Source organism: Paenibacillus sp. FSL K6-2524 (assembly GCF_038005525.1).
Classification (GTDB): domain Bacteria; phylum Bacillota; class Bacilli; order Paenibacillales; family Paenibacillaceae; genus Fontibacillus; species Fontibacillus anaericanus.
Map to the genome: position 1 here is coordinate 450,266 of NZ_JBBOSP010000001.1, position 12,556 is coordinate 462,821.

Sequence of the window (12,556 nt, forward strand, 5' to 3'; positions counted from 1 at the left end):
GTATACGGTTACACAATACACAAAAAAAAGATAAATTCGGAGGGGTATTATGAAAAAAATTCTTAGCCTCGCAGTTACAGCAGCCTTGACTCTTAGCCTTGCAGCCTGTGGCAGTAATTCGGGAAATAGTTCGAGTCCCGCACCAACAGATTCATCAAACACACCAGCGAATTCTACTCCGTCTACTGAAACTCGCACTCTTAAGTTAGCCGCTTTGGAAACCGCTTACGGTGCTGATGTATGGAAAGAGATAACAGCAGCATTTGAAAAGGCTACCCCTGGCGTGAAGGTCGAAACTACAATCGACAAAAGTATTGAAGATGTAATTGGACCGGGTATGAAATCTGGCGATTTCCCAGATGTCATCCATTTAGCAACAGGCCAGTTAAAAGGTTTGACTGAAACCTTTGTAAAAGATAATAACTTAACCGACCTTACTGATGTGCTGTCTATGACTATTCCTGGTGAAAGCGTTACCGTTAAAGACAAACTTATCCCAGGATTCACCGATACAACGATTACAAACCCTTATGGCGATGGAAAAACCTTCTTGATGCCTATGTTCTATAGTCCTACTGGTCTATTCTACAATGCAGGCTTGTTGGAGGAAAAAGGATGGGAAGTTCCTACTACTTGGGATGAAATGTGGGCTCTAGGTGATAAGGCTAAGGCTGAGGGCATCGCACTGTTCTCCTACCCAATGGCTGGTTACTTTGATTCTTTCTTCTATGCATTACTTAACGAAGTAGGTGGTGCGGATTTCTTCACCAAAGCAACGAACTACACGGAAGGTATTTGGCAAACTCCTGAAGCTACACAAGTATTCGATATCATGACTAAACTAGCTACGTACACAGAAAAAACGGTTCCAGCGAATGCTAATAAAGATAACTTTACTAAAAACCAACAACTTATTTTAGATAACAAAGCACTTTTTATGCCTAACGGCACCTGGGTAGTTGGCGAAATGGGTAAAGCTCCTCGTGCAGAGGGCTTCAAATGGGGCTTCACTGCTCTACCGGCAGTAAAAGATGGCGGCGACCGCTACTCTTACACTTTCTTTGAGCAAATTTGGGTTCCTGCAAAAGCTGAAAATGCTGATCTAGCAAAACAATTTATCGCTTACCTTTATTCAGATGAAGCAGCAGCTATTTTCGCAAAAGTCGGTGCGGTTCAACCAATTAAAGACATGTCTAGCAAGCTCGATGGTGACAACAAACTCTTCTACAGTATCTATGACACGGGTGCAAAAGCATCTATGGGCGCATTTGCAACGACTGATCCAGTCGAAGGCGTAAATATTTCCGATACTGTATTCCGCTCGATCGATTCACTAGTAACAGGTGATAAGACTCAGGCACAATGGGTTGAAGCAATCACTAAAGCAAGCGATGCCCTGCGCGGAGCAATGAAAAAATAATAAAGCGGATTTCTAAGGATTTCCCATCAATGAAGGGATCTAAAGAGAGCCTGAGAATAATGGTGGTCAGCATAAGCTGTCCACCATTATTCTGACCTTAAGAAGGAGAGATTGCCAATGGAAATCAACAAAGGAAGAGGACGTTTTATATTCCTCTGTCTAGCACCCGCCGTTCTCCTGTTCGTCATTTTCTTGATTATCCCCACATTTGATGTATTTCGGATGTCACTTTACAAGTGGGGCGGCTATACAGATAACAAAACCTTTGTAGGGATGCAAAATTTCACTAAGCTTTTTCAAAGTGACAAGTTCTATCAGACTTTCCAAAATAGTGTGCTACTTATTGTTGTAGTCACGGTCGTGACCTTTGGTCTCGCACTCATATTTGCATCAATGCTCTCTCGTGAAAAACTGAAAGGCCAAAATCTATTACGCGTCATTTTCTATATTCCGAATATCCTGTCTGTTGTTGTAATCAGTGCGATCTTCTCTGCGATCTTTGATCCAAACAGCGGGCTTTTGAACTCCATATTGAATTTGTTCCGTGGAGCAGGATCCGATCCAATTCTATGGCTCGGAGATCAGAAAATCGTTATTTTCAGCCTTGGGGGCGCGATGATTTGGCAGGCGATTGGCTATTACATGGTGATGTATATGGCAAGTATGGCCAACGTTCCTGAGAGTTTATATGAATCAGCTGGGCTCGAGGGTGCTGGACGAATGACTCAGTTTTTCTCTATCACCATCCCATTGATCTGGACGAACATACGCACCACCCTCACCTTTTTCATCATCAGCACTATTAATATGAGCTTCCTGTTCGTAATGGCTATGACGAGCGGCGGTCCGGACGGTTCCACTGAGGTGTTCCTAAGCTATATGTACAAAGAAGCTTATACCAACTCCTCGTATGGATACGGAATGGCAATCGGTGTTGTTGTGTTCCTATTCTCGTTTGCGCTTGCTGCGATCTTGAATATAGTTACCAAACGAGATCATTTGGAATATTAAGGAGGGGACAAAATGAATAAAGATAAACTCACACAGAATAGCGGTAGCGATAAGTTCTATAAAGGCTTCATTTACGTGGTGCTGATCGCTTTGGCCGTAATCATCATAGTCCCTGTACTATGGGCGTTCATGTCCTCCATCAAACAAGATGGTGAGTTCTATGGCAGTCCATGGGCGCTTCCAGAAGGGATCTATCTGCAGAACTTTGCTGATGCATGGCTAAAGGCAAAAATGGGTAGCTACATGCTTAACTCTGTTGCTGTGACAGCAATGGCACTAGGGCTTCTACTCGCTATTGCATTGCCCGCATCCTATGTACTTTCACGGTTTAAATTTAAAGGAAACGGTTTTTGGAACATGATGTTCATGGCGGGCTTGTTTATCAATGTTAACTACATCGTCGTTCCCATCTTCCTTATGCTTAACAACGGGGACAAGGTGGTTCGCAGCATTTTTGGGCACCCTATCCTACTGAACAATTTGTTCATACTAGCGATCGTCTATGCTTCTATGTCACTTTCTTTCACGATCTATCTTATGTCGGGTTATTTCAAATCACTACCAAAAGAATACGAGGAAGCTGCTTCCGTGGATGGCGCAGGATATTTCCGCACCATGGTGCAAGTCATTATGCCTATGGCCAAGCCCAGCATCGTAACCGTTATTCTATTCAACTTCCTATCTTTCTGGAACGAATATATCGTTTCCATGACACTACTACCCAAACCAGGATTTAAAACGTTACCGGTGGGCTTAATGAACCTAATGGCAGCACAAAAATCTGCTGTTGAATACGGTCAGATGTACGCAGGTCTAGTATTAGTCATGCTTCCAACCCTTATTCTATATATTCTAGTACAAAAGAAGCTAACCCAAGGTATGACTATGGGCGGGCTGAAAGGTTAAGGTGCTAATATGAATGATTCGATGGAGAATTTTATTCGCAATGTACTGATGCTGATCATATTTATCGTCGGCATGGCACTTGTTATTGTCGGGCAAAAACACATTGGTGCCCCCGGACTTGGGCTTATGCTACTTGGGCTCACCATGCTGATCGGTCTGCTATGGTTCTATAATCGTAAATATAAATAAAGGAGATTTTCATCCATGAGTAAAACTAGAGGACGCGTCACGATACCGACTGATTTGGACGTCATTTCCCAAACCCATGAGGTAATGAAACGCTGGGGAGCGGACGCCGTACGTGACTGTGATGGTACTGACTTTCCCACGGAACTACAGGAAATCGATGCTAAAGTCTATTCGACTTATTATACAACTCGGAAGGATAACGTATGGGCAAATGCGAATCCTGATGAGATTCAACAAATGTATCTAATGACTCCGATTTACACGGCTGAAGGCTCAAGCCTGTCCATCACCTTAATGAAGGGGCTATATCCCGATATGCTCACAGTGAACTGCCGTGATGATATCAAACGCTGGTGGGAGGTCATCGATCGCACAACAGGAGAGGTTGTCCCGACTGAACAATGGAGCTATGACGACACAACAGGTGATGTAACCATTGCTACAGTCCCTTTCCATGACTACACCGTTAGTTTCTTGGCTTATATTATGTGGGATCCTGTTCATATGTATAATGCTGTTGTAAATGAATGGAAAGATGTTGAGCATCAAATTACCTTTGATGTTCGTCAACCGAAAACCCGTGCCTACACGATGGAGCGTATCCGTAAATTTATCAAAGATCATCCTTATGTTAATGTGATTCGCTATACAACTTTCTTCCATCAATTCACCCTGGTCTTCGATGAACTTGCTCGTGAAAAATACGTGGACTGGTACGGATATTCTGCATCTGTTAGCCCTTATATCCTTGAACAGTTTGAAGAAGAGGTTGGCTATAAGTTCAGAGCTGAGTTTATTATCGATCAAGGTTACTACAATAATAACTATCGGATACCTACCAAGGAGTTCCGCGATTTCCAAGCCTTCCAGCGCCGTGAAGTTGCGAAGCTTGCCAAGGAAATGGTCGATATTACCCATGAATGTGGTAAGGAAGCCATGATGTTCTTGGGCGATCACTGGATTGGTACAGAGCCTTTCATGGAGGAATTTGCTACGATTGGTCTTGATGCTGTAGTTGGTAGTGTTGGTAATGGTTCGACACTAAGACTGATCAGTGACATTCCAGGTGTTAAATACACAGAAGGTCGTTTCTTACCTTATTTCTTCCCAGATACCTTCCACGAAGGTGGAGATCCTGTTAAAGAAGCCAAAGTGAACTGGGTTACCGCACGTCGGGCTATCCTGCGCAAACCGATTGACCGGATTGGCTATGGTGGATATCTCAAGCTTGCACTAGATTTCCCAGAGTTTATCGACTATGTAGAAAGCGTGACGGATGAGTTCCGTACTCTCTACGACAACGTACAGGGAACAACACCTTATTGTGTTAAAACTGTAGCGGTGCTTAACTGTTGGGGTAAAATGCGGGCATGGGGCACTCATATGGTCCATCATGCACTATATTATAAGCAAAATTACAGCTATGCTGGCATTATTGAAGCACTCTCCGGTGCACCTTTCGATGTAAAGTTCATTAGCTTTGATGATATCAAGCAAGATGCCTCCATTCTGGATGGAATTGACGTTATATTGAATATTGGTGATGCGGATACGGCCTATACAGGCGGAGAATGGTGGCTGGATACAGATATCGTTACCGCAGTGAAAAAATTTGTTCATGAGGGCGGTGGATTCATCGGTGTTGGTGAGCCAACAGCGCATCAAGCCAATGGCCGATATTTTCAACTGGCGAATATCCTCGGCGTAGAGGAAGAACGAGGCTTTACCCTAGGTTATGATAAGTATAACTGGGATGAGCATGATCATTTTATTACTGCAGACTGCAAAACAAACAGTGATGGAAACAAGGAAATCGACTTTGGTGAGGGCAAGAAAAATATCTTTGCACTAGAAGGCACCACCATTCTCCGTCACATCGACAAAGAAGTCCAACTCGCTACCAACGAATTCGGCAGCGGACGAGGCGTATATATAAGTGGTTTGCCATACAGCTTCGAGAACAGTCGCCTACTTTACCGTGCTATTCTCTGGAGCGCTAACAGTGACCATGAGTTAAACCGTTGGTTCAGTGAAAACTACAACGTTGAGGTTCATGCCTATGTTAAGAACGGCAAATACTGCGTCGTGAACAACACTTATGAGCCACAGGAAACTATCGTTTATCATGGAGACGGCTCTAGCTTCTCACTCAAGCTGGAAGCGAATGAGATCAAGTGGTACGAAATCTAAACATAATATTACTTAGTGGAATATTATTGAAGCTATCGTTTGATTAGTTTAGTATGGCATCAAGAGGAGGCGAACGATATGAATCCAACAACGGAGTCTAAGCGTCCCAACATTCTACTGATAACAGTAGACCAAATGCGATTTGATTGTCTTAGTATTTTAGGTCATCCCGTAGTAGAAACACCTAATTTGGATGAATTAGCTCGAACTGGAGTGCGATTTGACCATGCTTATTCTGCAACGCCAACATGTGTACCGGCTCGTGCAGCTATTTTCACAGGGCTAAAGCAGGCTTCTCACGGACGTGTCGGCTATCAGGAACGTGTACCGTGGAACTACGAAACCACGTTACCAGGAGAATTGGCCAAGTCTGGTTATCACACGCAATGTGTTGGTAAGATGCATGTATATCCAGCACGTAGTCTGCTTGGATTCCATAATGTTGTGTTGCACGATGGTTATTTACACTATAGCCGCAATAAACACAATGTTGCCGTTCAAGAACACTATGATGAAACGGATGATTACTTGCAATGGCTACGTGGACAAGTACCAGGAGCAGACCTACTTGATCTAGGACTTGACTGTAATGCATCTACAGTTGCAAGACCGTGGACACTTCCAGAACACCTGCATCCAACGAATTGGACGGTTAGTCAGTCGATCGATTTCTTGCGCCGTAGGGATCCGAGTAAGCCGTTTTTCCTGTGGATGTCATTCGTACGTCCGCATTCTCCACTTGATCCACCACAAACCTATTTTGATATGTATAAAGATGTAGACTTTCCCGATCCCCCTGTCGGAGAATGGGCGATGAAGGAAGACCCAGGGTTGAATGGATTTAATCCTGTTACTACGCGAGGCATTGTTCCGAAGCGTCGAATGAAAATGGCCATGGCTGCATATTATGCCTTAATTACACATATCGATCATCAAATTGGTCGTTTTCTACAGGTGCTAAATGAATATGGTGAACGAGAGAATACGATTATTATGTTTACTTCTGACCATGGCGAATTGCTAGGGGATCATCATTTATTTAGAAAATCATTACCCTATGAAGGAAGCGCTCATATTCCGTTTATTGTGAATGATTTGGGAGGTCACCTAGATCTAGCGGAAGGTTCTGTAGTTTCGGAGGTTATTGAATTACGCGATATTATGCCTTCTCTATTAGATGCTGCTTCCACAGAAATCCCAGGTTCAATAGAAGGGGAAAGTATATGGAAATTAGCACGAGCTAATAAGGAATTACTAGAAAATCCATGGCGTGAATATCTACATGGTGAGCATGAGCAAGGTATTAATTCTAATCATTGGGTAACGAATGGCGAGGAAAAGTATATTTGGTACTCGCAAACAGGTGAGGAGCAATTCTTCGATTTAGTAGCGGATCCTAGTGAACTACACAATGTAATTCATCATTCTGAGTTGCAAGAACGTATTCAATATTGGCGTTCGGCACTAGTTCATGAGCTTAAGGGTCGTGAAGAAGGATATGTACAAGACGACAGTCTAGTTGTTGGTCGCAAACCAGTTGCCGTTTTATCTCATATGAGACCCGAATAGTATTTTATTTAAAGGCTGGACGTAAAAGGGACAAACTAACCGTTTGTCCCCAGCTTGTCGAGAAACCCAGTCATTTTCATGACATCGGGTTTCTCTTTTTATTTTGGCAGATATAAAATCGGGAAACTAGGGGTTTAAACCCGGTACTCCAGGCGATCCAGGTGGATCGCCATCTTCTTCATATTCTGTACGGCTGCCGTCATCAGTGCTTGTTCTCTGACGTTTGGTAGCCCTCGCAAACGGCAATAGCGAAACCCATGGAGCTCTTTAGCATCCGCGAAGCTTCGCTCTATCGTTTCTTTTCGTTTACGGTATAACTGTTTGCCGGACTTGCTGAGCCGGTTATTCCGTACCCAGTCCTTGCTGTCTTCCCAAACATGTCGGGTTACCACCTTCCGGTGGTTTCGGGATTGCGTACATTGGTCCAGCAAGGGACAGTTCTTGCAATGCTCTGGATCGGACGCGTACTGCCGATAACCCTTGCGATCTGTGGTTCGGTAACCCAATTCATGGCTTGCAGGGCAGACGTAAATATTTCGCTCTGCATCAAACGTGAATTTCCATTTCGGAAACAAACCTTGCTTCGGATGAAATCTTCGGTGAGCAATTACCGCGAAAATATTTCTGCTTTGTAAACCTCGACAAATTGGCGTAGTTAAATAACCTGAATCTAATGCAACAGCTTCGACCTCAAATTTAAAACGTTCTCGCTGACGGTCCAAACGCGACAAATAGGGAACAGAATCATGGACATTTCCCGGTGTGACATGCACGTCCGTAATAAAATTGTACTTTGTATCCACCGTGCGGTGGTCCAGATAAAAGAAGCCCTCTGGTTTGCCATCCCGAATCATATATCCGCTGTCCGGATCCGTCTTGCTTACTTTAATTTCTTTGTCCTCAGTCACTTCCTCTCTAGGTTTTAGGGCTTTTTTCCGTGCTCTTTCCGGTCTTCTGCAACGGCGGCGTTTAGCTCGTCCACGTAATCTTTGGTATTTTGCAGCACTTGCTGTTTTGTGTACTGGTGTTTATTCGCATTTGCTTTCACGTGGGTAGAGTCACTCACCAGAACACGTCCGCCAACCATCCGGTGGGAAATGCCCTGCAAGACAATCTCATCGAAAATATCCTGAAAAATGTTCGTACCTTTAAACCGAGTTCGCCGATTCCAGCTAATAGTTGTATGGTCGGGCACTTTATCTGTTAATCCGAGGCCTAGAAACCATCGGTAAGCTAAATTGGTCTGAATTTCACGTTCTAATTGGCGTTCGGAACGAATGCCATAAAAGTATCCGAGAAATATCATCTTAAACAAAACAACAGGGTCAATCGCGGGTCGTCCATTATCCGCACAGTACAAGGGCCGAACTTTTTCATTGATAAAGGAAAAGTCGATATGTTTATCTACTTTGCGCAGCAAATGATCTTGCGGGACCAAATCTTCTATGGAAACAAACTCGTAGACTTGTTGTTTTTCTCGGTTGGAACGTAGCATACAGAACACCATCCGTTCTATAATAGTTACCTATATTATACAACATTAACGCGGTGTCGTCTTAAATAATTAATTCATAAAGAAGGCTGTCGAGACTTTCTCGACAGCCTGGGGACAAACTAACCGTTTGTCCCCTTTTTTGATCTATATTAGCTAGGTTTCAGAAATAGACATTTAGAAACAACTCTAAATCTTGCTGACGATAGACTTGAGGGTTGAAGTGACATGCTTACTATTCAACCTGTTGATCATATGGGTATGCTTACTTCACTTAAGTTAAGTAAAGGAGAAAATAATTATGTGTATTTCATATCTTGATATGGATTCCTTGCCACCGTTATCGGTCAGTACATTTGCGGAAGAGGCCACATCTGACGGCCTCCTTCATGCAAGGGATTATCTGCAATGGAAGGGTAGAGCCCGATGAGCACATGCGTGCAGACTTCGAGTCCACAAAACCTTCATGTCATGTGGAAAACGGTCTCCGAGGATTGTAACCTAGCCTGTGATTATTGCTATTACAGTACAGCTGGGGGTCATCCTCATCAACCGATCCGAGTGATGGATACGGCTCTTCTGGAGCGGTTTATCTATCAGTACATGGATAGGTCATCAGGTTTAGCTACCTTCTCTTGGCAGGGAGGGGAGCCACTGTTGGCGGGACTTCCGTATTTTGAACAAGTAATTTCGATGCAGGCTAGGTATGCACCACCACATACGACGATTAGTAATGCGTTACAAACTAATGGAACTCTTATTAATGAAAATTGGGCACAATTTTTTAAACGGTATAACTTTCTGATTGGGATTAGTCTGGACGGTCCTAAGCCTATTCATGATGCACACCGGGTAACGGGGTCGGGGAAAGGCAGTTTTGATCTGGTCATGCGTGGGATTCGCCATTTACAGGAAGCCGGTGTGGAGTATAACATACTGTCGGTGATTCATGAAGATAACGTGACGAAGCCAGACGAGTTGATGACATTTTACCAAGAACAGAAATTTCCTTACATTCAGTTTATCCCCTGTATGGATTTTGTCTCGCAGAAGAGCGATATGCCTGGGCGTTTCCGTATTACACCTGAACAGTATGGGCAATTTCTGTGTCGTACATTTGACTTGTGGTATAACGAGGGCTATCCCGAGCTGCCCATTCGTATTTTTGAGAATATGCTACTTGTATTTATGCATCGTCAGGTGGAGCAGTGTATTCACAGCTCATGCTGTCCGAAGATGATGGTGCTTGAGACGAATGGCGATGCTTACCCTTGTGATTTTTTTATTGATGATGAGCACAGGTTAGGGAATATCGGTCAAACGGATTTAGAGTCACTGCTTACAAGCTCGGTGTATGATGATTTTCTACAGATGAAGCCAAATATGAATGAAGCCTGCCGGACTTGTGAATACCTTAGCTTTTGTCATGGGGGGTGTCCTCGCAACCGGAATTGGTTAGATGTTAACGACCGTACCGAGGTGGATTATTTCTGCCAAAGTTATAAAATGTTCTATTCACATGCTTATGAGCGAATGATTGTGCTGGCGAATCGGCTCAAAGCAGAGCAGATGCAGGAGTACAGAAGAATGGGTCATCCGCTTCCAGGTCGAAATGAATCATGCCTTTGCGGGAGCGGGAAGAAATTCAAGAACTGCTGCCAGCTGTTATAGCAGCATCTTTCATTTCTAATAGAAAAGGTTGTCCCCAAAACGCGGATATGTTTTGGGGACAACCTTTTTGCTAGGCTAGAGAGCCATATGATTTCTTACCATAATTGCCGCACCCGTCACCACAGCTTCTTCTTTCAATTGACCTAGGGAGAACTGAGGTTGGTATTCGGGATAGCGGTAAGTATTTTTCTGTGCTACTTCCACGGCCGTTTGGAAGAACGATTCGTGAGAGTGGATGAGCGCACCGCCTAGGATGATGGTCTCAGGATGTAATAGGTTGATCACGTTGGACAAGCCAATTCCGAAGTGAATAGCGGCTTGGGTAAATAATTCACGGGCATGTGAATCGCCATCTCTAAAGGCTTGGACCAATACATCGTAAGTCAGCTTCTCTACCGACACTTTATACGTCTTGAGTATATGATCTTTGCCCATTTCTGCTTCAGAACGTGCACGTTGTTCCAACGCCTGCACGGATACGAATGCTTCCAGAGCTCCATAATTTCCTTCATTATCTAGTCGGGACCCGTCTGTCTGAATGATCATTTGACCAATTGCATCTTCCATATCCATCGTGCCATGAACAATACTTCCATGCGACATCATCGCATAGCGGAGGCCTGCTCCAGCATGTACATAGAGCATATGCTGAATGCTGGCATGCCGGATGGACCATCGCTCTCCAAGAAGTGCTGTATTAGCACCGTTGTCCAGCAAAGCTTTGAAGCCTGTCCGCTCCTCCACAAGCTTGCATATAGGGAGGTTGTTCCAGCCTGCAGCAGGGAAGTGTAGTGGTCTTAGGATCAAGCCGTTGTCCCGGTCAAGGGGACCAACAGCCCCAATTCCTATACCGATAATCTGACTAGCTACCAACTGGTGGTCCCTGAGGAAGCCACGTATCTGACTACTTATATGCTCCAAAAATTTCTCTGGTGTGAATGCTTCGTCCATTCGCCAATGAACAATTGATTTTGGGTTCATTTGCATATCAAATAATCCAATGGAGGAGTATACCCTTGAGATTTCCAAGCCCAATATGTAACCGTATGACGGATTAATCTGGTAGAGAATAGGCCTTCTGCCTCCGCTAGATTGCCCAAAGCCGGATTCTATCAGCAATCCTTCGCCGGTCATCTCTTCCAATAATCGGGTCATGGTGCTCTTGGTAAGTGAAAATGCTTCTAGAAGGTCTAATTTGGATACGGTACCTTGTTCTGCGATTCGGTCATATAGGAGTTTCTTTGGCGATAGAATGAGTGTCGAGCGCTTGTCCACAATATACCCCCAAATAATTTTTAATAATTAAGAGTAAATCCAGTATAACCCATATTGAATTAAATGTAATTTATAGTGAAAAAAACTTAATTCCATTTTGAGAAAAAGTGTTATAATGAGTGTAATACAGAATTAAGGGTGAATGTTTATGATAACAAATGTGACTGCAAAGACAAGTTCAAAGACAAGCGCAAAGACAACTGCACATGCAAGGGTTGACCTACTGTTCCAATTGTTTTGGGCCTTTTTACGAATTGGTCCCGTTACCTTCGGGGGAGGTTATGCGATGATCCCGATGATAGAGCGAGAAATTACAGTTAAACGAAAATGGATGAGTGAAGCGGAGATGGATGATATCCTCTCTCTGGCCGGTTCCGCACCAGGTGGTGTTGGAGTGAACGCCGCGGCATTTATTGGTTATAGGCGCGGGGGAGTATTTGGGGCTATTGCAGCTATAGCAGGAATTACGATTCCAACCTTCATCATTGTTTGTTTACTTAGTTCAGTCTACTCGCAATTAGCCGATCAACCGAAGGTCGATGCCGCAATGAAGGGTATCCATGGTGCGGTCATTGCCTTAATCCTGGTAGCTGCATATCGAATGGCCAAAAATGCTATATTCGACAAGACAACCGCTGCAACGGCTATGGTCGTACTGGTCGTGTTACTTGTAACCGGTATTAACCCAATCTATGTGATCGCATTTGGTTTACTTATTGGATTTGTATATTTGCAAGTAAAGCAGTTGTTAGGGCTCCAGGTACGGACGGAAAAGGAGTGCTTGGATTACTCTGATGAAGAGTCAAAGTATCCGGAGTATTACATCTAGGGAG

10 protein-coding genes are annotated in these 12,556 nt (G+C 43.9%); 8 read left to right on the top strand and 2 right to left on the bottom strand.

Going from position 1 to position 12,556, the window contains the following annotated elements; all coding sequences use genetic code 11:
- Nucleotides 1–49 precede the first annotated feature (49 nt).
- The 6 genes from NST85_RS01955 (at nucleotide 50) to NST85_RS01980 (ending at nucleotide 7,285) form a co-directional block, all read left to right on the top strand.
- Complete coding sequence (locus NST85_RS01955) at nucleotides 50–1,420, top strand: carbohydrate ABC transporter substrate-binding protein (RefSeq protein ID WP_341188383.1); 1,371 nt, start codon at nucleotides 50–52, stop codon at nucleotides 1,418–1,420.
- 117 nt (nucleotides 1,421–1,537) lie between these two features.
- Nucleotides 1,538–2,431 carry a carbohydrate ABC transporter permease gene (locus NST85_RS01960; protein WP_341188384.1) on the top strand — a complete coding sequence of 298 codons (894 nt, stop codon included), beginning with the start codon at nucleotides 1,538–1,540 and terminating at the stop codon, nucleotides 2,429–2,431.
- A 12-nt stretch (nucleotides 2,432–2,443) separates the two neighbouring features.
- The gene (locus NST85_RS01965) at nucleotides 2,444–3,337 is read left to right on the top strand and encodes a carbohydrate ABC transporter permease (RefSeq protein WP_341188385.1); all 894 of its coding nucleotides are present in this window, start codon (nucleotides 2,444–2,446) and stop codon (nucleotides 3,335–3,337) included.
- A gap of 9 nt (nucleotides 3,338–3,346) precedes the next feature.
- On the top strand, nucleotides 3,347–3,526 hold the full coding sequence (locus NST85_RS01970) for a DUF6903 family protein (protein WP_341188386.1): 180 nt from the start codon (nucleotides 3,347–3,349) through the stop codon (nucleotides 3,524–3,526).
- Between the two features lie 15 nt (nucleotides 3,527–3,541).
- Complete coding sequence (gene gnpA, locus NST85_RS01975) at nucleotides 3,542–5,716, top strand: 1,3-beta-galactosyl-N-acetylhexosamine phosphorylase (RefSeq protein WP_341188387.1); 2,175 nt, start codon at nucleotides 3,542–3,544, stop codon at nucleotides 5,714–5,716.
- A 78-nt stretch (nucleotides 5,717–5,794) separates the two neighbouring features.
- Nucleotides 5,795–7,285, top strand: coding sequence for an arylsulfatase (locus NST85_RS01980; protein WP_341188388.1), 1,491 nt, complete (start codon nucleotides 5,795–5,797; stop codon nucleotides 7,283–7,285).
- Nucleotides 7,286–7,419: 134 nt separating this feature from the next.
- Here the strand turns inward: NST85_RS01980 and NST85_RS01985 are convergent.
- Nucleotides 7,420–8,780 (bottom strand): IS1182 family transposase gene (locus NST85_RS01985; protein ID WP_341188322.1). Its coding sequence is split into 2 segments (ribosomal slippage): nucleotides 7,420–8,210 and nucleotides 8,210–8,780, totalling 1,362 coding nucleotides; the frame shifts between segments, so codons are not numbered across the junction.
- A gap of 423 nt (nucleotides 8,781–9,203) precedes the next feature.
- Between NST85_RS01985 and NST85_RS01990 the strand changes: the two genes are divergently transcribed.
- Nucleotides 9,204–10,448 carry an anaerobic sulfatase maturase gene (locus NST85_RS01990; RefSeq protein ID WP_341188389.1) on the top strand — a complete coding sequence of 415 codons (1,245 nt, stop codon included), beginning with the start codon at nucleotides 9,204–9,206 and terminating at the stop codon, nucleotides 10,446–10,448.
- A gap of 75 nt (nucleotides 10,449–10,523) precedes the next feature.
- On the opposite strand, the gene NST85_RS01995 is transcribed toward NST85_RS01990, so the two are convergent.
- Complete coding sequence (locus tag NST85_RS01995) at nucleotides 10,524–11,723, bottom strand: ROK family protein (RefSeq protein ID WP_341188390.1); 1,200 nt, start codon at nucleotides 11,721–11,723, stop codon at nucleotides 10,524–10,526.
- Nucleotides 11,724–11,871: 148 nt separating this feature from the next.
- Here NST85_RS01995 and NST85_RS02000 point away from each other — a divergent pair, with 148 nt between their 5' ends.
- Nucleotides 11,872–12,552, top strand: coding sequence for a chromate transporter (locus tag NST85_RS02000; RefSeq protein WP_341188391.1), 681 nt, complete (start codon nucleotides 11,872–11,874; stop codon nucleotides 12,550–12,552).
- Nucleotides 12,553–12,556: the final 4 nt, after the last annotated feature.

Excerpts from the sequence above, each read along its gene's own strand:
- NST85_RS01955 (WP_341188383.1), top strand. The coding sequence starts at position 50 with ATGAAAAAAATTCTTAGCCTCGCAGTTACAGCAGCCTTGACTCTTAGC.
- gnpA (WP_341188387.1), top strand. The coding sequence starts at position 3,542 with ATGAGTAAAACTAGAGGACGCGTCACGATACCGACTGATTTGGACGTC.
- NST85_RS01960 (WP_341188384.1), top strand. The coding sequence starts at position 1,538 with ATGGAAATCAACAAAGGAAGAGGACGTTTTATATTCCTCTGTCTAGCA.
- NST85_RS01990 (WP_341188389.1), top strand. The coding sequence starts at position 9,204 with ATGAGCACATGCGTGCAGACTTCGAGTCCACAAAACCTTCATGTCATG.
- NST85_RS01980 (WP_341188388.1), top strand. The coding sequence starts at position 5,795 with ATGAATCCAACAACGGAGTCTAAGCGTCCCAACATTCTACTGATAACA.
- NST85_RS02000 (WP_341188391.1), top strand. The coding sequence starts at position 11,872 with ATGATAACAAATGTGACTGCAAAGACAAGTTCAAAGACAAGCGCAAAG.
- NST85_RS01965 (WP_341188385.1), top strand. The coding sequence starts at position 2,444 with ATGAATAAAGATAAACTCACACAGAATAGCGGTAGCGATAAGTTCTAT.
- NST85_RS01970 (WP_341188386.1), top strand. The coding sequence starts at position 3,347 with ATGAATGATTCGATGGAGAATTTTATTCGCAATGTACTGATGCTGATC.